Annotated in this window: 21 protein-coding genes; 6 read left to right on the top strand and 15 right to left on the bottom strand. The window is 70.7% G+C overall.

Going from position 1 to position 20,617, the window contains the following annotated elements; translation table 11 throughout:
* Window positions 1–98 precede the first annotated feature (98 nt).
* Window positions 99–1,268 (top strand): serine hydrolase domain-containing protein, encoded by a 1,170-nt coding sequence (locus tag AB0J02_RS32165; RefSeq protein ID WP_363197345.1) that lies wholly within the window; start codon window positions 99–101, stop codon window positions 1,266–1,268.
* A gap of 70 nt (window positions 1,269–1,338) precedes the next feature.
* Here the strand turns inward: AB0J02_RS32165 and AB0J02_RS32160 are convergent, their stop codons facing one another.
* From AB0J02_RS32160 to AB0J02_RS32145, 4 genes are all read right to left on the bottom strand, one after another.
* Window positions 1,339–2,442 carry a glutamate--cysteine ligase gene (locus AB0J02_RS32160; RefSeq protein ID WP_363197344.1) on the bottom strand — a complete coding sequence of 368 codons (1,104 nt, stop codon included), beginning with the start codon at window positions 2,440–2,442 and terminating at the stop codon, window positions 1,339–1,341.
* Window positions 2,443–2,535: 93 nt separating this feature from the next.
* Window positions 2,536–3,672 (bottom strand): LCP family protein, encoded by a 1,137-nt coding sequence (locus AB0J02_RS32155; RefSeq protein ID WP_363197343.1) that lies wholly within the window; start codon window positions 3,670–3,672, stop codon window positions 2,536–2,538.
* Between the two features lie 28 nt (window positions 3,673–3,700).
* The gene (locus AB0J02_RS32150) at window positions 3,701–4,234 is read right to left on the bottom strand and encodes a transglycosylase SLT domain-containing protein (protein WP_363197405.1); all 534 of its coding nucleotides are present in this window, start codon (window positions 4,232–4,234) and stop codon (window positions 3,701–3,703) included.
* A gap of 263 nt (window positions 4,235–4,497) precedes the next feature.
* Window positions 4,498–5,829 carry an MFS transporter gene (locus AB0J02_RS32145; protein ID WP_363197342.1) on the bottom strand — a complete coding sequence of 444 codons (1,332 nt, stop codon included), beginning with the start codon at window positions 5,827–5,829 and terminating at the stop codon, window positions 4,498–4,500.
* 155 nt (window positions 5,830–5,984) lie between these two features.
* Here AB0J02_RS32145 and AB0J02_RS32140 point away from each other — a divergent pair, with 155 nt between their 5' ends.
* From AB0J02_RS32140 to AB0J02_RS32130, 3 genes are read left to right on the top strand one after another with little or no spacing between them, the layout of a single operon-like run.
* Entirely contained in the window at window positions 5,985–7,154 is a 1,170-nt protein-coding gene (locus AB0J02_RS32140) for a mandelate racemase/muconate lactonizing enzyme family protein (RefSeq protein WP_363197341.1), read from the top strand.
* 3 nt (window positions 7,155–7,157) lie between these two features.
* Window positions 7,158–8,090, top strand: a complete 933-nt coding sequence (locus AB0J02_RS32135) for a dihydrodipicolinate synthase family protein (RefSeq protein ID WP_363197340.1) — start codon at window positions 7,158–7,160, stop codon at window positions 8,088–8,090.
* A gap of 18 nt (window positions 8,091–8,108) precedes the next feature.
* The gene (locus AB0J02_RS32130; protein ID WP_363197339.1) at window positions 8,109–8,891 is read left to right on the top strand and encodes an IclR family transcriptional regulator; all 783 of its coding nucleotides are present in this window, start codon (window positions 8,109–8,111) and stop codon (window positions 8,889–8,891) included.
* A 42-nt stretch (window positions 8,892–8,933) separates the two neighbouring features.
* Here AB0J02_RS32130 and AB0J02_RS32125 read toward each other — a convergent pair whose 3' ends face one another.
* Both AB0J02_RS32125 and AB0J02_RS32120 read right to left on the bottom strand, forming a co-directional pair.
* Complete coding sequence (locus tag AB0J02_RS32125) at window positions 8,934–9,761, bottom strand: aldo/keto reductase (RefSeq protein ID WP_363197338.1); 828 nt, start codon at window positions 9,759–9,761, stop codon at window positions 8,934–8,936.
* Between the two features lie 97 nt (window positions 9,762–9,858).
* The gene (locus AB0J02_RS32120) at window positions 9,859–11,274 is read right to left on the bottom strand and encodes an NAD-dependent succinate-semialdehyde dehydrogenase (protein ID WP_363197337.1); all 1,416 of its coding nucleotides are present in this window, start codon (window positions 11,272–11,274) and stop codon (window positions 9,859–9,861) included.
* Between the two features lie 290 nt (window positions 11,275–11,564).
* Here AB0J02_RS32120 and AB0J02_RS32115 point away from each other — a divergent pair, with 290 nt between their 5' ends.
* On the top strand, window positions 11,565–12,692 hold the full coding sequence (locus tag AB0J02_RS32115) for a tetratricopeptide repeat protein (protein WP_363197336.1): 1,128 nt from the start codon (window positions 11,565–11,567) through the stop codon (window positions 12,690–12,692).
* Here the strand turns inward: AB0J02_RS32115 and AB0J02_RS32110 are convergent.
* From AB0J02_RS32110 to AB0J02_RS32075, 8 genes are all read right to left on the bottom strand, one after another.
* The gene (locus AB0J02_RS32110) at window positions 12,649–13,374 is read right to left on the bottom strand and encodes a GAF and ANTAR domain-containing protein (RefSeq protein WP_363197335.1); all 726 of its coding nucleotides are present in this window, start codon (window positions 13,372–13,374) and stop codon (window positions 12,649–12,651) included. The genes AB0J02_RS32115 and AB0J02_RS32110 overlap by 44 nt on opposite strands.
* A gap of 103 nt (window positions 13,375–13,477) precedes the next feature.
* Window positions 13,478–14,140, bottom strand: a complete 663-nt coding sequence (locus AB0J02_RS32105; protein ID WP_363197334.1) for an HAD family hydrolase — start codon at window positions 14,138–14,140, stop codon at window positions 13,478–13,480.
* Window positions 14,141–14,201: 61 nt separating this feature from the next.
* Window positions 14,202–14,768, bottom strand: a complete 567-nt coding sequence (locus tag AB0J02_RS32100; RefSeq protein WP_363197333.1) for a type 1 glutamine amidotransferase domain-containing protein — start codon at window positions 14,766–14,768, stop codon at window positions 14,202–14,204.
* Window positions 14,769–15,018: 250 nt separating this feature from the next.
* Window positions 15,019–15,552 carry a GNAT family N-acetyltransferase gene (locus AB0J02_RS32095; protein ID WP_363197332.1) on the bottom strand — a complete coding sequence of 178 codons (534 nt, stop codon included), beginning with the start codon at window positions 15,550–15,552 and terminating at the stop codon, window positions 15,019–15,021.
* Window positions 15,553–15,746: 194 nt separating this feature from the next.
* The gene (locus tag AB0J02_RS32090) at window positions 15,747–16,778 is read right to left on the bottom strand and encodes an iron-containing redox enzyme family protein (protein ID WP_363197331.1); all 1,032 of its coding nucleotides are present in this window, start codon (window positions 16,776–16,778) and stop codon (window positions 15,747–15,749) included.
* Window positions 16,775–17,014 carry a CDGSH iron-sulfur domain-containing protein gene (locus AB0J02_RS32085; RefSeq protein ID WP_363197330.1) on the bottom strand — a complete coding sequence of 80 codons (240 nt, stop codon included), beginning with the start codon at window positions 17,012–17,014 and terminating at the stop codon, window positions 16,775–16,777. The genes AB0J02_RS32090 and AB0J02_RS32085 overlap by 4 nt, the downstream gene beginning before the upstream one ends.
* Window positions 16,998–17,690, bottom strand: a complete 693-nt coding sequence (locus AB0J02_RS32080; protein ID WP_363197329.1) for a HemK2/MTQ2 family protein methyltransferase — start codon at window positions 17,688–17,690, stop codon at window positions 16,998–17,000. Before AB0J02_RS32080 ends, AB0J02_RS32085 begins: the two co-directional genes overlap by 17 nt.
* A 58-nt stretch (window positions 17,691–17,748) precedes the next feature.
* Window positions 17,749–18,933: an alcohol dehydrogenase catalytic domain-containing protein gene (locus AB0J02_RS32075; protein ID WP_363197328.1), complete on the bottom strand. Its 1,185-nt coding sequence runs from the start codon at window positions 18,931–18,933 to the stop codon at window positions 17,749–17,751.
* 340 nt (window positions 18,934–19,273) lie between these two features.
* On the opposite strand from AB0J02_RS32075, the gene AB0J02_RS32070 reads away from it, so the two are divergent.
* The gene (locus AB0J02_RS32070; RefSeq protein WP_363197327.1) at window positions 19,274–19,657 is read left to right on the top strand and encodes a hypothetical protein; all 384 of its coding nucleotides are present in this window, start codon (window positions 19,274–19,276) and stop codon (window positions 19,655–19,657) included.
* Between the two features lie 87 nt (window positions 19,658–19,744).
* Here AB0J02_RS32070 and AB0J02_RS32065 read toward each other — a convergent pair whose 3' ends face one another.
* Entirely contained in the window at window positions 19,745–20,608 is an 864-nt protein-coding gene (locus tag AB0J02_RS32065; protein ID WP_363197326.1) for a SigB/SigF/SigG family RNA polymerase sigma factor, read from the bottom strand.
* Window positions 20,609–20,617 lie beyond the last annotated feature (9 nt).

The following is a 20,617-nucleotide window of genomic DNA, read 5'->3' as shown; positions in this document are numbered from 1 at the left end:
CGCCGCGTCGTCGACCTCGACGAAGCGACGGCCGGGGCTCTGCCCCTAGCTTCCGGACAGCACCAGTTCGAGGAGCGGACAACCGAAAGGGGCAGCAGATGGCAGTGCGCAGAACGCGGATCGGCGCGGTGGGTCTGGTGACGGCGGCGCTGACCGCGGCGTCGTTCACCTCACCCGTGGCGGCCGATCAGAGCGCGGTGGAGGGCTCGGGCCTGGGGCACGCGCGGACCCGGGCGGCCATGGACGCCGCGGTGCGGGCCGGGGTGCCCGGGGTCGCCGGGCAGGTCAAGGACGCCTACTCGCTCTGGCCGGCGGCCGCGGGCGTCGGGAACCTCGGGACGGGCGCGCCCCGCTCCGCGTTCGACCGCTACCGGGTCGGCAGCATGACCAAGACGTTCGTCGCGACGGTGCTGCTCCAGTTGGAGGCGGAGGGCAGGATCGGCCTCGACAGCACGGTCGACACGTGGCTGCCCGGGGTGGTTCGGGGCAACGGCAACGACGGCCGCCGGATATCGGTGCGCCAACTCCTCAACCACACCAGCGGGGTTCCCAGCTACACCGCCGACCCGGAGTTCCTGGAGCGGGGTTTCACCGAGGAGTTCCTGGAGCACCGCTACGACACGTACACGCCCGCGCAGTTGGTGGGCATCGCCCTGCGCCAGAAGCCGCTCTTCGACCCGGGGACGAGCTGGAGCTACTCGAACACCAACTACATCCTGGCCGGAATGATCATCGAGAAGGTCACGGGCCGCTCCTTCGAGGACGAGATCAAGCAGCGCATCATCCGGCCGCTCGGCCTGTACGCCACCTCCGTCCCCCGCACCGCCTCGTCGATGCCGGCGCCGAGTTCACGCGCGTACTCCAGACTTTCCCTGACACCGCAGCCGACGGGCCCGGCCTACGACGTCACCGAGCTCAATCCGTCGGCCGCGGGTTCGGCGGGCGCGGTGATCTCCGACTCCGGGGACCTGAACCACTTCTACTCGGCCCTGCTGGGCGGCACGTTGCTGCCCGCGGCGCAGCTCAAGGAGATGAAGACCACCGTCCCGGTCAGCGGGGCCGGACTGATCACGGCCTACGGGCTGGGGCTGATGAAGTTCTCGCCGTCCTGCGGCGTCACGGTCTGGGGACACGGCGGCAACATCCAGGGTTCGGCGTCCCAGGCCGTGACCACCACGGACGGCAAGCACTCGCTGGCCTTCAACTTCAACGGCGACTGGTCCGGGGACAGCCAGGCGGTCATCGAGGCGGAGTACTGCCCGAAGTGACCGACAGGTGCGGCCCTTTGGAGTGGGGGCGGGGCCCGCCCGGGCCCCGCCCCCACTCCAAAGAGGTGGATCACACAGCGCTGCTGGTGCGCCGTACACACTCGTTGACGACCTCCCGCAGGCTGCCCGTGCGGGCGAGGGTCTCGCGCTGGATACGCGCGCCGTTGCCGTCGCGCAGGATCCGGGACAGGCGGGAGCGGGCCTCGTCGTAGTCGCCGGCGTCCTCCAGCGCGGGCCGGACGTGCTCGAAGAGGGACTCCACGGCGGTGAGGGCCGGTACCGGCCGCATGAGCACCGGGCTCACCAGCTCATCCTCCAGGCCGGAGCGGCCCGCACGCCAACTGGCCAGGCGGATCAGGGCCACCGGGAACTCGGCAGGAGGTTCGCCGGCCCGCCACTGCCGGGCGGCGGTCTCGACGAGGCCGCGCACCAGCATGGCCAGGAGCACGGTCATCGACGGTTCCAGGCAGACGTCGGCCACGCGTACCTCGACGGTCGGATAGTTCGCCGAGAGGCGGGCGTCGAAGTAGACCATGCCCTGGTCCCGCAGGACGCCCGTCGCGACCATGGCCCGGATCTGCTCGTGGTACGCGGCGGCGTCGTCGAAGAGTTCCACCGGTCCCGCGGACGGCCAACGCCCCCACACCCGGCTGCGGTAACTGCTGTAGTCGGAATCCTTGCCCTGCCAGAAGGGGGAGTTGGCGCTCAGCGCGAGCAGCACGGACAGCCAGGGCCGGATGCGGTTCAGCACTGCCACGCCCTCGTCGTCGGACTCCACGGAGACGTGCACGTGGCAGCCACAGGTGAGCTGTTCCAACGTGGTCAGACCGAACTGTTCCTCGAGCCACCGGTGGCGCTCACCGGTGCCGACCTTGGGGTTCACGGGCAGCGGTGACGTGGCCAGTGCGGCGACCGAGGCGCCGACTGTCTCCGCGTGCCGGGCTGCCGCCCGGCGCCATTGGACGATCTCCTGGGCGAGCTCCGACATCGCCACACGGGGACTGGTGGCGAACTCCAGTTGCTGGCGGTGGAGTTCGGCCTCGAAGGCGTCGTCGTCGCCCTGCCCCTCCCCCTCGCGCGCGGCCATCGCCAGCACCGCGCTCGACAGGTCACGTGGCTCGCCGCTCTCGCTGTCGACGAGCAGCAGTTCCTCTTCCACTCCGACACTGCGCATCCGAACCGTCCCCACAAAGTAATGGGCGCACGTGCTGGCCCCCGTACTGATCTGTGGGTCCGTTCTAGCAGGCAGGCGGGGTGGCGTGCCGGGTCAGGTCCCCGTCGACACCGGGGAGTCGGTCCGGTCGGCCACCGAGCCCTGGGTCGCGCTCTTCGGGATGGGGCGGTCGTGGCGCAGTGCGCTCCAGACCCGGTGCGAGGCCTTGTCCAGCGGCAGCACCCGGCCCGCGTCCTGGGTGTCGTAGGTGACCGGCATCGTGACCATGTTCGTGTGGCCGGGGCTGATGCCCTTCAGGTCCTTGCCCAGGCCGAGGAGCTTGTCCGTGGAGGCCAGGCCGGAGTCCGCGCTGACGGTCTTGGTCGCGGTGTCGGCCAGGTCGTAGGCCTTGCCGGGGTGGCTGAGCGGATCGACGGTGTCGGCGCGGTGGATGAGGGCCTTGACGAATGCCTGCTGGAGCTGGATGCGGCCCAGGTCGCTGCCGTCGCCCACACCGTGCCGGGTGCGGACGAGTTCCAGTGCCTGCTTGCCCTTGAGCGTGTGCTGCCCGGCCTTCAGGGAGAGCCCGCTGTTGGGGTCCTCGATGGCCTTGTGGGTGGTGATGTCCACGCCGCCGAGTTCGTCGATGAGTTTCTGGAACCCCTTGAAGTCGACTTCGAGGTAGTGGTCCATGCGCAGGCCCGACATCTTCTCGACCGTTTTGACGGTGCAGGCCGGCCCGCCCACTTGGTAGGAGGAGTTGAACATGGCCTGGTGCGCGGCCGGTGCGGTGCCGCCGTGGCCTGTCGCGCACTGGGGCCGCTCGACCATGGTGTCGCGCGGAATGCTGACGACCGAGGCCTTCTTGTGGGTCTTGTCGACGTGGAGCACCATCGCCGTGTCGGCGCGGGCTCCGGCGACGCCGGTGCCGTACTGGCCGTGGGTTCCGGCCCGGGAGTCGGACCCGAGCAGGAGGATGTTCATCGAGCCGTCGTGCTGTTCGCCGGGCCGGTCCTTCCCGAGCACGGCGTCCACGTCGGTGCCCTGGATGTTGCCGTTGAGGTGCTGCCAGGCGTAGGCCGTGCCACCGCCGCCTGCCAGGACGAGGCCCAGGGCGCCCCATGCGACGTAGCGCAAGGCCTTCTTCCGGGGCTTGCGGCGGGCGCGGCGTACCCGCGCGGGCCCGTAGGGGGGCACCGCCGAGCCGTCGGCCATGTGCGCCTGGTGCTCGTTTCCGCTCTCGTGCGGCATGCGCTGCCCTTCGTCGTCGGCCGGTCGCTCAGTACGCCGAGTCGACGTTGTCGATGGAGCCGTACTTGTCGGCCGCGTAGTTGGCGGCCGCGGTGATGTTGGCGACCGGGTCCGTCAGGCTGTTCGCGGTGCCCGAGACGTGGTACGCGTTGAACGTCGGCTGGATGACCTGCAGCAGGCCCTTGGACGGGGTGCCCGCCACCGCGTTGACGTCCCAGTTGTTCTGGGCGTTCGGGTTGCCGGAGGACTCGCGCATGATGTTGCGGTGCAGCCCCTCGTAGGAGCCGGGGATGCCCTTGGCCTTCATGATGTCGAGGGACTCGCGGATCCAGCCGTCGAGGTTGTCGGGGTAGCTCTTCGTGGTCGCGGCCTTGGTGCTGGTGGCGGCGGCCTTGGTCGTCTTCGCCGCGGCCGGCTCGGCGGCGTGCGCGGTGGAGGGGACCAGCGTGAGGGCCGCGGCGATGGCGCCGGCGGCCGCTATCCCGGAGACCGAGGTCTTGCGGAAGCGGGTGCTGGTCTGCGTCAGGGCGAGGGCGATCGTCATGCGGGGTCTCTCTCCAATGCGTGCACTACGTGATGGTCGGCCCGGCGCGGTTTCGACGACCGGAACGACTGCAAGGGTTAGCGGCGCGTGGAGGGGGACGCAAAGGTGTGACGTACTACCCGGGTACGAAGACGGAGTCGGCCGGAGTCGGACAAACCGCCCATAGCCTCATGCGGGACGGCCACGTACCTACTACCGCCCTTCGCATGTGACGTGGCTCCTATGGGTGGGCTCACTGTCCCGGGCCGTTCTCGGGGGTCCCGCGGCCCCCGGGAGGAGGGTCAGCCCGCGACGATCCGCCGCGCGCGGGGCCCGGCGGTTTCCCGTACCCCGAGGACGACGGTGATCAGGGTGACCAGTCCGGCGAACATCAGGTACCAGGAGGGCGCCAGGTCGTAGCCGGTGGACGTGACCAGCCAGGTGGCGACGTAGGGCGCGGTGCCGCCGAAGAGACTGACGGAGATGTTGTACGGGATGGCGATGGCGCCGGTGCGGATCCGGGCGGGGAACAGCTCGGCCATGCTGGCGTTGGCCGCGCCGTCGTAGGCGGCGATCGGCAGACCGAGGATCACCATCGCGACCACCGCGAGCGTGGCGTTCTCGTAGGACATCAGATACAGGCATGGCCAGGAGAGCACCATCAGGCCGAGAGCGCCGCTGATGAGCAGGGGCTTGCGGCCGAAGCGGTCGGAGAGCAGCCCGGCGCACGGGATGAGCACGGCCACGGCGCCCATGCAGATGGTCGAGGCGGCGAAGGCCTGCGCCTGGCCGAAGTGCATGGTGTCGGTGAGGTAGCTGACCATGAAGGTCTGCAGGATCCAGTGGGCGACCCCCTTGAGGACGATGACTCCGGCGAGGATCAGCATGGGGCGCCCGCTGGTCCGGAAGGTCTCCTTGATGGGGGACGCGGCGACTTCACCGGCCTCCTCCATGCGCCGGAACTCGGGGGTGTCGTCCAGCTTGAGCCGCAGGTACAGGCCGGCGACGCCCAGCGGCAAGGCGAGCAGGAACGGAATGCGCCAGGCGTACGAGGCCATCTGGTCGTCGCCGAACGCGAGGGACAGGACGAGCGCCGTGCCGGCGCCGAAGACGAAGGCGACGAATCCCAGCGCGGCGCCGTAGCTGGTGTAGTAACCGCGGCGGTTGGGCGGCGCGTACTCGAACAGCAGGCTCACGGCGCTGGACGTCTCGCCGCCAGCGGCGAAGCCCTGGACCAGGCGGGCCAGCACGAGCAGCAGCGGGGCCAGGGCTCCCACGGCGGCATAGGTGGGCAGGACGCCGATGGCGAACGTCGACAGCGACGTGACGAGGACGGTGATCGCCAGTACGCGGTTGCGGCCCACGCGGTCGGCGAGCGGCCCGAAGTAGAGCGCGCCGACCGGCCTGATGGCGAAACCGACGGCGAAGACGGCGAAGGTCGACAGAAGCGCTGCCGTGCGGTCGCCGTGGGCGAAGAAGTTTCCGGCGATGACGGACGAGAGCGTGCCGTAGATGCCGATGTCGAACCACTCGACGAAGTTGCCGATGCTGCCGGCGATCAGTACGCGCCTGGACGGCGCCGTGTCGGCGGGCTCGGTGCCCGGGGCGGAGGGCGCGGTGGTCTGCTGGGGCATGGGGACCTCGCATGCGGGTGGGTCGGGCGACGCGTTCGCCGAGCGGATTGCCTCATGATTGAGAGCGCGTGGCCACGATGTTAACCATGCTTGCTCTATTTACAAGGCCTATGCAGAATATGGATGACACAGCCAAGTCGTCGGAAGGACGTGACATGGCCCGCATCGCCGAGGTGCTCACCCATGTACTGAAATTGGAGGGGCCCCGGGCCTATCTGGGGCGGATGGAGGACGGGCGGGAGCTCACACCGGAACGTGGCTACGTCGTACGCGATCCCTGGCGCAGCCTGTACTCGGGGCGGTTCGAGACGCTCCTGGTGGAGATCCGCACGGACGACGGCTGCCGGGGCTGGGGCGAGGCCCTGGCGCCGGTCGGGCCGGAGATCCCCGCGGCGGTCGTGGACCGGCTCCTGGCCGACCAGCTCGTCGGGCAGGACCCCACGCGGGTGCGTCCCCTGTGGCACCGCATGCGCGAACTGATGCGGGAACGCGGCCATCTGACGGGCCATCAGGCCGACGCCATGGCCGCCGTCGACATCGCGCTGTGGGATCTGCACGGCCGGCTGACCGGACTCCCCGTCGCGGAACTCCTCGGCGGCGCCCACCGCGATCGCGTTCCGGCGTACGTGTCCGGCCTGCCCGAGCCGACGGACGAGGAGCGCGCCGCGCTCGCCGCCTCCTACGCGGAGCAGGGCGCCACCATGGTCAAGCTGGCCCTCGGCAAGGGCATCGGGACCGACCTGGCCACCTACGACGCCGTGGCGGCCGCCGCACCCGGGATGCGGATCGCGGTGGACGCCCACTGGGCGTACTCGATCGGGGAGGCCCTCACGCTCGGACAGGAACTGGACCGCCGGGGCGCCCTCTTCTTCGAGGCGCCGCTCGCTCCCGAGGACGTCGAGGGCCACCGGGAGCTGACGGCACGGATCACCACTCCCGTCGCCGTCGGCGAGGCGATGCGCAACCGCTACGAGTTCGCGGACTGGATCGCGCGGCGCGCCCTGCGCCTGGCCCAGCCGGACGTCGCACGCACCGGCATCACCGAAGCCCGGTCCATCAGCGAGCTGGCTGCGGCGGCCCACGTCCCCGTCGCCTGTCACCACTCGGTCGGCCTCGGGGTCGCCCTGGCCGCCGGGATCCACCTCAGCGCGGCCACCGAGAACGCGCCGTTCTTCGAGTTCCAGGCCGACTCCCTGTCCGTCGCGCAGAGCATCCTGCGCGACCCGCTCGAGGTCACCCCGGCGGGCTTCACGCTCCCCTCGGGGCCGGGCCTGGGCATCGAAGTGGACGCCGAGAAGATCGCCGAACTCGTCAAGGAGAGCTGAACCGTGCCCGTACTCCCCCGTGGCCTCATGCCGATCCTCGCCACACCCTTCACCGACAGCGGGGAACTGGACGTTCCCTCACTGCGCTCGCTGGTCGAGTTCCAGCTCTCCTGCGGTGTGGACGGGCTCGCCGTCTTCGGAATGGCCAGCGAGGGTTTCGCCCTCACCGAGACCGAACGCGCGACGATCCTGCGGGAGGTGCGTGCCGTCGCCGGGCCGGCGCTTCCGCTGGTGGCCGGGGTGAACGGCACGAGCACCGTCACGTCCCGCGAGCTGGCCTCCCGGGCGGTCGACGGCGGCGCCGACCACCTCATGGTCCTGCCACCGTTCCTGACCAAGCCCTCCCCCGCCCAGGTCCTGGAGTTCTTCGCCGAGGTGGCCGCCGCGACGGACGCCTCCGTCATGCTCCAGGACGCGCCCGGCGTGACGGGTGTGTCCCTGGGCGTCGAGCAGATCGTGGCCCTGGCCGCGGAGCCGCACATCACGTCGGTCAAGGTCGAGGTGCCCGCACCGCCCGCAAAGATCGCGGCCGTGGCGGCGGCCACCGGCCCCGACTTCGCCGTACTGGGCGGCCAGAACGCCCAGTACCTGCTGGACGAACACGCCGAGGGCGCGGTGGGCACCATGCCGGCCTGCGAGTTCTCGGACGTCCTGCGCACCGTCCTGGACGCCCTGAACAGCGGCGAGCGAGCCCTGGCCCGCTCCTTGTACCGGAACGTGCGGCCGCTCATCCACCTCGGCGTGCGCGCGGGCCAGGCGTGGGCGGTGCACAAGGAGGTCCTGGTGCGACGCGGAGTGATCGCGTCCGCGCGGGTCCGGCTGCCCGCCGCGCCGCTCGACGCGGTGACGCGCCGGGCACTCGACGAGGTTCTGGAGGAAGTCGAGTGGCCGGCGCGGGGTGAAGCCGGCGCACTCACAGCGGCAACCCGCACATGAGGATGTAGCATCCACGATATGGATGCTACATCTCGTGCCGCAGGTGCCGGGACCCAGAGCGTTGAGCGCGCCCTCTCGCTCCTCATCTACTTCACCGAGGAGCACCCCGAACGACGGATCGCGGAGCTCGTCGAGCTGACAGGGCTCGGCCAGTCGACGGTCTCCCGGCTGGTCGGTGCGCTCGAATCGCTCGGATTTCTCGCGCGCGACGAGCGCACCGGCCTGCACCGCCTCGGCCCCCGCCTGGTCGGTCTCGCGGGGATCGCGCTCAACCAGTCCCCCGTGTTCCGCGCCGCCCGGCAGGTGGCGCAGAACTTCGCGCACGAGACCGGCCTCGGTGCGAACGTGGCGGAGCGCCACGGGGACCAGATGTTCTACCTCTGCCACTTCGAAGGGCCGCGCACGCAGCGCTCCTTCACCCTGACCGGGCGGCTGGCCCCGCTGCACGCCACCGCCATGGGCAAGGCGCTGCTGTCCGGTCTGAAGCCGGACGAGGTCGAGGCCGCGGTCGGGGCCCGCTACCCCTCGTACACACCGCACACGCTCACCGGCGTCGCGGAACTGCTCAAGGATCTCGACGGGGTACGCGGCCGCGGCTACGCCACCGAGGTGGAGGAGCTGGCGCTGGGCCGGGCATGTCTGGCGGTCCCGGTGCGCGACCGGTCCGGGGACGTCGTGGCCGCGCTGTCCGTCTCCGGGTCGCTCTCGGCGCTGGATCTCACCCACCGGGAGCGAGAGCTCGCCGGGCGGGCCATCGAGTACGCGGACCAGGTGTCGTCGGCACTGGGCTACCTGCACTGATCCGGGGCCTCGACGGCCCGCGGCGAAGACTCCCGCGGGCCCTCAGCCGTTGAAGTGGTCCGGGTCGAACCCGGTCCGCTCGTCGCGGTTCAGCGCGGAGATCTCGCCGATGTCGCCCTCGCTGAGCTCGAAGCCGAAGAGGTCGAAGTTCTCCAGGATCCGCTTCTGGGTGACCGACTTGGGGAAGACGATGTCCCCGCGCTGGAGGTGCCAGCGCAGCGTCACCTGGGCCGGCGACTTGCCCACCGACTGCGCGATGCGGTTGATGGTCGGGTCGTCGAGGACCTTGCCCTGCGCGATGGGCGACCAGGCCTCGGTGGCGATGTCGTGCTCGGCGCCGAAGGCCCTGACGTCGTCCTGGGTGAGGTAGGGGTGCACCTCGATCTGGTTGACCGCGGGCACCACGTCGCTGTTCTGCAGCAGCCGGCGCAGATGGTGGGGCTGGAAGTTGGAGACCCCGATGGCCTTGGCGCGGCCGGAGCGGTAGATCTCCTCCAGCGCCTTCCACGTCTCCACGAAGTCGCCCTTGCCGGGCAGCGGCCAGTGGATGAGGAAGAGGTCCAGGTAGTCGAGACCCACCTCGTCCATGGTGCGGTCGAACGCCTTGAGGGCGTCGTCGCGCGCGTGGGCGCCGTTGTCGAGCTTGCTGGTCACGAAGACGTCGGCGCGGTCGATGCCGGACTCGCGGACCGCGTCGCCGACGCCCTTCTCGTTGCCGTACATCTGCGCCGTGTCGATGTGCCGGTAGCCGGCCTCCAGCGCTGCCAGGGTCGTCTCCTGGGTCTCGTCCGGCTCGATCTGGAAGGTGCCGAAGCCGAGCTGGGGGATCTTGACGCCGTTGTTGAGGGTGATGTCGGGAACTGCGGTCACGGTGACTCTCCTGATGTCTGTCGATGGTTGTCTGTGATGGTCGGATACCTGTCCGGCTTCGTCCCGTCACTCGTGCGCGGGACGCGGAGGGAGACCCTCAGCCGGCGATCCCGGTCAGCTCCGCGTCGGGCGGCAGGACGCGGACGAGCTTGCGGTTCACGAATTCCCGCATGCCGAGCTTCGAGAGCTCACGCCCGTAGCCGGAGCGCTTGATGCCGCCGAACGGCAGGTCGGGCTGGGTCGAGGTCGGGTGGTTCACCCAGACCATGCCCGTCTCCACGCGCTCCGCGACGCGGCGCCCGCGCTCGACGTCGGCGCAGAACACGGAGCCGCCGAGGCCGTACTGGCTGTCGTTGGCGAGGGCGATGGCCTCGTCCTCGTCGGCCACCCGGTAGATCACCGCGGCCGGCCCGAAGAGCTCCTCCGCGTAGGCGCGCATCCCGGGCTTGACGCCGGTGATGATCGTCGGTTCGACGAAGGCGCCCGAGCGGTCGATCCGGTGGCCGCCGGTGACCAGTTCCGCGCCCTGGTCCACCGTCTCGCGGAGCTGGTCGGCCAGGTCGGCGGCCGCCTTCTCCGAGGAGAGCGGGCCGAGGGTGGTCGACGCGTCCGCGGGGTCGCCCGGCCGCAGTTCCTCGAACTTGCGGCGCATCCCCTCGACGAAGTCGTCGTAGACGTCCTCCAGCACGATGAACCGCTTCGAGGCCACGCAGCTCTGGCCCGTGTTCGCCATCCGGCCCGCCACCGCGGCGCCGACCGTGCGCTCCAGGTTCTCGCCGTCCAGGACGATGAAGACGTCGCTGCCGCCGAGCTCCAGCAGGCTGGGCTTCATGTTCCGCCCGGCCCGCTCGGCGACCTGGGCGCCCGCGCCTTCGCTGCCGGTGAGGGAGGCCCCCCGGACCACCGGACTGTCGATGATCCGGGAGATCTCGTCGTGGCTCACGAACAGGTTCGTGTAGACGCCCTCGGGGGCGCCCGCGTCGAGGAACAGCGACTCCAGGGCGAGCGCGGACTGCGCGCAGATACCGGCGTGCTTGACCAGCACCGTGTTGCCGAGGACCAGGTTGGGACCGGCGAAGCGGACCACCTGGTAGAGGGGGAAGTTCCACGGCATGACGCCCAGCAGGACACCGAGGGGCTCACTGACGAGGTACGCCTCGCCCTCTTCGACGTCGAGCGGTTCGGGGGCGGCGAAGTCCGGCCCGTGCTGCGCGTAGTACTCCAGGATCGACGCGGCGAGATCCACCTCGCCACGCGCTTCGGAGATCAGCTTCCCCATCTCCAGGGTGATGGTCTGTGCCAGCTCCTCCTTGCGCTCCTTCATTATTTCCGCCGCACGCCCGACGATGGCGGCACGCTCCGTAATCGGCCGTTTCCGCCACGCGTCGAAGGCATGGCCAGCGGTTTCGAGGGCGGAGTCGACCTCCGCACCCTCGATGGCCGGGAATTCCGCGAGCGTCTCCCCGCTGTAGGGGTTGACGGTCGCGAACGAACTCTTCCGCCGGTCCGACATGAAATCTCCAGAGCTGCGACTGAGGACACCGGACGGAACCTGACGTTCCGCCCTCTTCTCGCTTCTCGGGGTACCCGACACCACAGTATGGAAACAGGACAAACAGCCCGAATATCTCGGGGTGCCCGTCACCCCGGCCCGCCCGTCCCCTACATCCCGGTGAGGAGACGGACGCTCGGCGTAGCACTTCAGTCGTACGGCACAACCCATACGCGGAGGGATTCGCTCCACCCCTGCCACCTCGTAGTTTCTTGATCGGACCACGGAGTTGACCGAGAGGCCGGAGACTGATGCACGGCAAGGCGTTCGCGCCCGAGTACCAAGGTGAACTGAGCGCGGAGCTCGGCGTGAACTCCTCGTACGAGGACGTCCTGTCGACCGCGAGCCGCGCCCTCGCCGACGCCGTCACCGCCACGGACAGAGCCCGCGCCGCACTGGCGGTGGCCGAGGCGAACCGGCGCCTCGGCCGGGTCGGGGACGCGCGGGCCGCCTGGCACGAGAGCTACCGCAGCGCGCGCACCGCCGGGGACGAGGGCGCCATGGCGTGGGCGCTGTGGAGCGGCGGCACGCTGGCCCGGCAGTGCGGCACACTCGCCCTGGCCCGCCGGCTGCTCGCCTGGTCCGTCACGCTCGCCGCCCGCGGCGGCGACCGGCTCGCGCACGGCTACTCCCTCGCGGGTCTCGCCGAGACCGGTCGCATCCAGGGCGACTACGCCGCGGTCGCCGAGCTGCACGAGCAGCTGCTCGAACAGGGCCGGGCGCACGGCGAGGCCCGCCACATGGTCTGGGCGATGTCCGGCATCGCCCAGATGCACCGCAACAGGGGTGACTACGACAAGGCCCTCGGCCTCTTCGAGGAGTCCGTACGCATCGCCACCGAGGCGGACGACGCCCGGGGGCGCGCCTGGTCGCTGCGCGGGGTGGCAGACGTGCTGTCGCTGCGCGGCGCGTCGGACCGGGCGCTGGCCCTGCTCACCGAGGCCGAGGTCGTCTGCCGCTCCATGAACCTGGCCGGCGCGCTCGCCTACAACCACAAGATGCGCGGCAACATCCTCTACCGCGCCGGTTGGTACGAGGCCGCCCGCGTCACGTACGGCATCGCGTGGGAGGAGTTCAGCGAGATGCACGAGAAGCGCGGGGCGGCGCTCGCCCGGCTCGGCCTCACCAAGTCACGGGCCCGGCTGGGCCGCGCTCCTCAGGAGACGCTCGCCGAACTCGCCGAGCTGGAAGCGGACTTCGCCCGAATCGGTCTGAAGGGAGCGCGCGAGGCGGTCGTCGCTTTCCGCGCGGAAGTGCACGCCGCTCCGACGGTGCCGCCCATGCGGTCCGCCACCTGGTTCTCGCCCCGCACCGAGAAGAGCACCGAGCAGGCGTTCAGGCCGAGCGGCCCTCCGACCAGCTCGACGGGTTCGCGATGACGTCGTCCGCGATCTCCGGCAGCGCGCGCCCGCTACCGAAGGCGCGGGCGCGCATGCGGGTCAGCGCCTCTTCGGCCGTGACGTCCAGCTGGACGACGAGTACGCCCACTGCGGCGTGGGTCGGTCCCCAGTAGGAATCCATGATGTCCTCGGGCTCCCACGGGGGCAGTCCGCCCTGTTCGATCGTGGCCTGGTAGGTGTTCAGCAGGGCCACGCTCGCGACGTGGGCGGCGATGACGCCTCTCTCGATGAGCTCCGGGTCCGGGTCGCGCGGCTCGCCGCACAGCACGTCGGCCGCGCCGAGCGTACGGCGGGCATCCAGCCGCAGGGGGAAGGCGTAGATCGCGCCGACGTCGGAGAGCTGCTCCTGTGCGCAGGCGCCGAACACGGGCCAGGCGGTCAGGTCACGGCGCAGGTCGTTGACGATCACCTTGTCGCCCGTCCGCGCGGCTGTGACACAGGGGCCTTCCCCGACCCCGAACTGCAGTTTCTCCAGGCGCAGGGCCGCGTCGCTGGTCGCGCACAGCAACTGACGGTGCGGGGTGTCCGTGAACAGCGAGAGGGTGGCTCCTTCCATCGACACGCTCTCCCGCAGGGCCTCGCACAGGCGCTCGGGGAGACGGGCCGGGTCGCCCTCGGCTGCCGCGAGCACCGACTGCTCCACAGCGAAGCGATCCACCATGCTGTCCCACCGGCCTCTCTCATCTCGATCTCGAAGTCGCCGGGTGTCCCTGCACGCTGTGCGCAAACCATGCCGACGCCGGCCCTGGGCTCCAGGTCGGAGGTCAGCGGCCGAAGGCGCTGCGTTCGAGTCCCCGCAGGATGTCGGCCGTGTCCGCGTAGATCTCGACGGCGCCCGCCTTCTCCAGCTCGGCCCGGCTCACGCCGCCGCTGAGCACACCCACGGGGATGACGCCGGCGCGCTGCCCCGCCCGCATGTCCCAGACGGAGTCGCCGACGAAGACACTGCCCGGCGCCTGTGCCCCGGCCAGCTCCAGCGCGTGCCGCACGGGCTCCGCGGCGGGCTTCCCCTCCGACACGTCGTCGGAGCTCGCGGTCGCGGTGATCGCGTCGTCCGCGTCGATGGCCGAGCGCAGCGCCGCCAGCTCGGGCCCGCCCGCCGACGTCGCCAGGACCACCGGCCAGCCGTCGGCGTGCAGCCGCTTCAGCAGTTCGGCGGCGCCTTCGAAGGGGGCGATGCGCTCGTACCAGGTGGCGTAGAGCGTCTTGTGCGCGGCGCTGACGGTGGCGTCCCGGTCACGGTCCCGCTCCTTCCCGAGCAGGTGTTCCAGCAGGTCGGAGGAGCCGAGGCCGATGGCGCCCAGGACCGAGACCATCGGTACCCGGTGGCCGGCCTGACGCAACGCCTCCCACCAGCACACGGTGTGCAGATGGTTGGTGTCGGCGAGAGTGCCGTCCACGTCGAAGACGGCTGCTCGGGCGCTCATGGGGCTCCTTCATTGGCTCGGTGCGGGCTGACGGCGGAGGGGGCAGGACCGCGGCGACGGGTCAGGAGGCGGTGAGCGCCTCGTTGATCGCGCCCACGAAGTCGTCGAGGTCCTTCGGCGTGCGCGACGTGACCAGGGTGTAGCCGCCCGCGGCGTCGCTCACGACGGATTCGTCCACCCAGGCCTTCGCCCCTGCGTTGCGGATGTCGGTCTTCAGGGACGGGTAGGAGGTCAGCGTCTTGTCCTGGAGGACACCTGCCTCCACCAGGGCCCAGGGCCCGTGGCAGATCGCGGCGATCGGCCGTCCGGAGGTGGCGAACGCCCTGGCCGTCTCGACCGCCTTCTCGTCGAGCCGGAGCGTGTCGACGTTGAGGGTGCCGCCGGGGATCAGCAGGAGCTCGTAGTCGTCGGTGTCCACCGCGCCGAACGTGGTCGTGGGCTCCACGGTCTCGCCGGGGTCCTTGTCCCCCACCAGCGTCTGCACGGATTCCGCCTTCTGGGCGGCGACGGTGACGGCCGCGCCCTGGTCCTTCAGCTTCTTGAGCGGGACCAGCAGTTCGTCCTGCTCGACACCGTAATTGGTGACGAGTACCAGGACACGACGGCCGTCGAGCGAGGTGTCAGCCATGATGATGCGCCTTTCTCTCGGTGCGGAGGAGTCCGCGCTGTCCTGAGCCCCTGGGGAGGCCCACCCTGATCGAGTACTCGGTGCGGCGCCGGTCATGCCTGCCGATCGCACCCGATCAAGCTCACGCCGCGCCGGCCGCTCCCGGCAACCGGACCGGCGCCCGGTGGAGGCCGCCGCCGCGGCGTGCGGGGCGGCCTCCGGTGCTCCTCGGGCAGGCGACAGCTGAGGGTGCCCGGTTTCCCCGGCCGGTTCAGGGCGCGGCCGGGGGCTCGCCCAGTCGTGTCACGTCCGGCGGGTGAGTCCTGAATCCGGCGGTGTTCTCCGCGGTGGCGAAGTGGTGGAAGCCCGCCTTTTCCAGTACGCGGACCGATGACGGGTTGGAGAGTTCCGCGCGCGCCACCACGGCGTCGACATCCGGCGCGGTGAGGGCGAACGCCGCCATGGCCCGGGTGGCCTCGGTGGCGTAGCCCCGGCCCCGGCAGGACGGCACGATGCCGTAGCCGAGTTCCAGAGCGCCGTCGGCGGGCGGCCGGAACAAGCCGATCGAGCCCACCACGGAATGGGACGCACGCTCGACGATCAGCCGGTGGCCGTACGGGCCGAGCCAGTCGGGGTGTTCGGCGAAGAGGCCCGCGATCACGCGGTCGCCCTCGGCGGGGAAATCGCCCGCCCAGTCCGTCGCCCTGTCGTCCGCCAGCACGGCGTCCGCGTCGCTCACGGTCCAGGGGCGCAGGACGAGACGCTCGGTGATCAGGTCAGGGGTGGGTGCGGGAGTGGAAGTCACGTGTTTCTCCTGGTCGTCAGGGCGACCCGGCTCACGCTCTACTCTGTCGCGAGCCGGACAAGGGCATGCTGATGCGGACCGACGACGGCCATATTCATCAACCTCCCTGTCCTGAGATCACGCGTCTCTCGCGTCGGCGTGACGCTAACAAGGCGGACCGGCCCGGGCAACGCGTTTTCGCCGGGATACGCGCCTCAGCCCGGCGGCAGAGGAAGGCGCAGCGCGCTCTGTCCCTGCCGCCACCGCACCAACAGCTCCTCCGCGAGGCGCTCTTCGAGGAATCCGGTCGCGGTGACCCCGAAGGCGACATCGGCGTCGAGGTCCGGTTCCGCGCTCAGCAGGCCGCCGACCACCTCCCGTCGCACGACCTGCTCGTGCACCGCGTCCGCTTCGACGTGCTCGTCGTAGAACCGCTGTGCCGCCGCTCCCACGCCCAGACGCCGCAACGCGTCCGCGAGGCGGCGCGAGCCGGGCGAGGAGGTGATCTCGACCGTGGCGAAGTGGCCGACCAGCGCGCCGCGCAGAGCGCGGTGCAGGCCGAACAGTGACATGAGGTTGACCGTGGCGAGGGCGGGCGCCGGCGCCGCGTCCAGGTAGTGGCCGTAGGCGGTGTCGAGACCGAGGTCCGCCATCAGCTCGGCGAAGAGCCCGGCATGGATGTCGTCGGCGCGGCCGGCGCCGAACTCGTCGTACTCGACGGCCACCATGGCCGCCTTCGCCCGGCCGTGCAGCCGGGGGATGACCCAGGCGTGCGGGTCCGCTTCCTTGAGGTGGTACAGCGAGCGCAGTGCCGCGTACTCCCTGAACTGCCACAGCTCGCCGTCGCGTTGCAGGTGGTGACTCACGCCGGCGGCGTCGAATCCGGTGGTCTCCACCAGCAGCTCCGCCAGCGTCTGTCCGGCGTCGGCCCGGGGTGCCGCGTCGACGCGCAGGGCGGCGAGGAAGCGCCGCTCCAACGCGCGCCGCAGGCCCAGCAGTTGCGGGTCCCACTCCCAGTCGGCGTCGACCCCGCGGAACCCCTGGTAGTGCAGCTCGTAGAGCACGTACAGCGCCAGCTGGAGGTCCCGGCCGTACGGTTCGGCGGCCCCGGCGCCCGCCTGTGCGGCGGCGAGCGCTTCGGTCTGCAGCTCGTTGCGTCGCAGCACGCCGACGACCGCGCCGGACAACTGGCCGCACGGTGCGGGCAGTTCGGGCTGCAGGAGTCGCGACTCCGTCATCGTGGTCACAGCTCGTCCCCCTCCGTTGCCGCGTCGCGGTCCTCCGCGGCGCGGCGGTGCTTGCGGTGACTCGTGTCGCACCAGGGAAAGGTCCGGCTGCGGCGGCACGTGCAGATCGCGGTCATGAACCGCCGTGACACGTGGGTGCTCCCGTCACCGTCGGTCACTTCGACCGGTCCCTCGACCAGGAGGGGTCCCTCGCGGTCGACCGTGATCCGGCGCGGGCGTTCAGAGGAGTTCGGCACGGATGACCACCAGCTCTTCGTGTGTCGCGTCGTCGTCGAGAAGTCCTCGGGCGCACAGCCAGGCGCGGCGCGCCCGTATCACCGGCCCGAACGGCACGGAGATCCCGTCGGTCACCGCCGCGCCCATGCCGCGGTCGGCGAGCCGGACCAGGCTCGCGGACGCGTCGCACAGCCCGGAGTGGACCATCAGCAGGGTGCCTCCCGGACGCAGTGCCCGCGCGGCGGCGTCGCACACGCGGTCCACCACGATGCGGCCGTCGAGCCCGCCGTCCCAGGCCTGGGCGGCGCCGTGGCGCGGAGGGAGCCGGGAGGGCGCGGGTACGTAGGGCGGGTTGCTGACGATCAGGTCGAAGGAGCCGGGCGCGACCGCGGAGCCCAGATCGCCGTGCCGGACCGTGATCGGCGTCCGGTCGATGCGTGCGTTCAGGCGCGCCGTCCACACGGCCCGCCACGACAGGTCGACAGCCGTCACCCGCGCGCCCCGCCGCGCCGCGGCCAGGGCCAGCGCTCCTGTGCCGGTGCCCAGGTCCAGCACCTCGGTGTTCTCACCGACCTGCTCCTCGCTCAGGGCGCGGATCAGCAGAGCGGTGTCGTACTGCGGCGCGTACACGCCGGGGGGCGCCAGTAGGCGCGGGGACGGCCGACGGAGCTGTCCGGCCCGTGCGGGTGCGGTCATGGGGCGCCTTCCGGGACAGGAACGCCTGACGGTGACAGGCGTTCGTTTCCGCTCGCGGTCACGGCTTCAGGAGCGTCTTCACCATGCCGTCCTGCTTGGCCTGGAAGGTCGCGTACGCGGCCGGTCCCTCCGCGAGAGGGAGGTGGTGCGTGGCGAATCCGTCGACGCCCAGCGGGTCCTCATCGGTGAGATGCGGGCGGATGGCGTCGACCCACCGCCACACATTGGCCTGTCCCATGCGTACCTGGAGCTGCTTGTCGAACATCTGGAGCAGGGGCATCGGGCTCGCCGCGCCGCCGTAGACGCCGCTGATGGACAGCGTGCCGCCGCGGCGTACCGCGTCGATCCCCGTGAGCAGGGCGCTGAGGCGGTCGATGCCCGCCTTCTCCATCAGGGGCCGGGCGAGTTTGTCGGGGAGCAGTCCGGTGGCCCACTGGGCCGCCTGCGCGACGGGCGCGCCGTGTGCCTCGATGCCGACCGCGTCGATCACCGCGTCCGTCCCGCGGCCGTCGGTGAGGTCGCGTACCGCGTCTCCCACGTTCTTGCCGTGCTCGCGCAGGTCCAGGGCGGTGACGCCGTTGCGCCGGGCGCGGTCGAGCCGGGCGTCGACGAGGTCGACCCCGATGACGCGCTCCGCGCCGCGCAGCCTGGCGATCCGGGTCGCCATGTCCCCGATGGGGCCGAGGCCCAGGACCGTCACGCTGCCGCCAGGGGGGATGTCCGCGTACTCGACGGCCTGCCAGGCGGTGGGCAGGACGTCGGAGAGGTAGACGAACCGGTCGTCCGGGGGGCCGTCCGGCACCTTGATGGGCAGGGTGTTGCCGAAGGGGACCCGCAGGTACTCGGCCTGGCCGCCGGGCACCTGCCCGTACAGCTTGGTGTAGCCGAACAGCGCGGCTCCGCTGCCCATGGACCTCACCTGCGTCGTCTCGCACTGGGAGTGCAGGCCCTGCTTGCACATCCAGCAGGTGTTGCAGGAGACGTTGAACGGGATCACCACACGGTCGCCCACGGCCACGCCGGTGACCTCCGGCCCGATCTCCGCGACGACGCCCATCGTCTCGTGCCCGAGGATGTCGCCCACGTCCAGGTACGGGCCGAAGACCTCGTACAGGTGCAGGTCGGAGCCGCAGATACCGGTGGACGTCACCTGGACGATGATGTCGTCGGGCTTCTCGATACGCGGATCGGGAACCTCCTCGACGCGTACGTCCCGCTTGCCTTGCCATGTCAGTGCGCGCATGTTCTCGCGCCTCCCTGCGTGCTCGCGTGCGGTGGGGGTCGCCTTCTGCGGCTCGATCCCGTGGACCGAGGTCCTCCACCAGGGGCTCACACTGTGCGGGGCCTCGCACGGTGACCGCCTGGAGCGGAGATCACCCCGCGTACCCAGGGCCGGGAGGGTTGATGCGCGCCGGTGGCCCTCACCTGGGTGCGCCCGTGATCGGCGTGGGTCACGCTGGGAGAAGAAGCCGGAACCGGACGAGTGCGTTCGGCTTACGCGGGAACCCGTGGACCGGCCCCCGCAGACAGAGCAATCGAGGGCCGCCGGGCAGCTCTGTCGCTCGACGATCCAGGAGATACGTATGAACCCCGCACCCCACGCCCACAACGACCACCCGGTCACCGTGACCCTGAGCGACTGCTCGGACGACGACGCCCGTCGCGTGCTGTCACATCTCTCCGCGGAGTTCCCCGACCAGTCGCCCTCGCAGGACACGCCAGGTGACGACAGCACGCACGCCACGGTCTGGACGGCCGTGTTCCAGGCGTTCTCCGACGGATCTGACCTGACGTCCGCCTCCGGCACGGGCGGGATCGACGGCTCGGTGTCCCTGACCGCCCAGGGGGCGCCGCACGACGTGACGACGGTGCGCAGGGCGCTGGCGCGGGCCTTCACCGTCGAGGACGCGGGCTCTGCCTCCGGTGACCAGGAGCTCGAGAGCCAGTTCCGCCTCACCGCGAGCTGAGCGGCGGCCGGAGACGGACGAGGGCGCTGCCGCGGATCTTCCGCGGCAGCGCCCTCGTCGTGTTCGTCCCCGCAGGGCCGGTGACGGTCAGTCGGTGACCAGCAGGCCGGCGCGGAGCTTGCCCACGACCCGGGTGATCAGCCGCGACACGTGCATCTGCGAGCAGCCCAGCTCGTCGGCGATCTGCTGCTGCGTCCGCTCCTCGACGAAGCGCAGATGCAGCAGGGTGCGGTCCCGCTCGTCGAGTTCCGCGATCAGCGGGGCGAGCGAATGGAAGTTCTCGACGAGTTCGAAGGACTCCTCGTCGACGCCGATGAAGTCGGCCAGCATCGTGTCCGACTCGTCGTCCTGGCCGTTGATCGCCGCGTCCAGGGAGACGGCGTTGTAGCCGTTGGACGCCATCTGCGCCTGCGCGACCTCGGACGGCTCCAGCTGCATCAGCTCGGCGAGTTCGGCCGTCGACGGCGAGCGGCCCAGGCGCGTACGCAGTTCCTCGGTGGCCTTCGACAGTTCGAGGCGGGCTTCCTGCAGCCGGCGCGGGACGTGCACGGCCCATGTCGTGTCGCGGAAGAACCGCTTGATCTCACCGGTGATGTACGGCACGGCGAAAGAGGTGAACTCGACCTCGCGGGTGAGTTCGAACCGGTCGATCGCCTTGATCAGGCCGATCGTGCCGACCTGGATGATGTCCTCCATCTCCTGCGGGCCGCGGTGCTTGAACCGCGAGGCCGCGTACTGCACCAGAGAGAGGTTCATCTCGATCAGGCAGTTGCGCACGTACTGGTATTCGTGTGTGCCTTCTTCAAGAAGGGTGAGGCGGTCGAAGAACCGCTTGCCGACCTCTCGCGCGTCCTTCGGCGCGATGGAGGAAGGATCCGTGTATGCGCGCTCGTCCAGGTCCTCCTCGTTCCGAGTGGCCTGGTTCCGCCCCTGCGCCGTCACGGTGATCATTGAGTCCCG

Source organism: Streptomyces sp. NPDC050264, assembly GCF_040655895.1.
In the GTDB taxonomy this organism is placed as follows: domain Bacteria; phylum Actinomycetota; class Actinomycetes; order Streptomycetales; family Streptomycetaceae; genus Streptomyces.
This window is presented reverse-complemented; position numbering and strand designations above follow the sequence as displayed.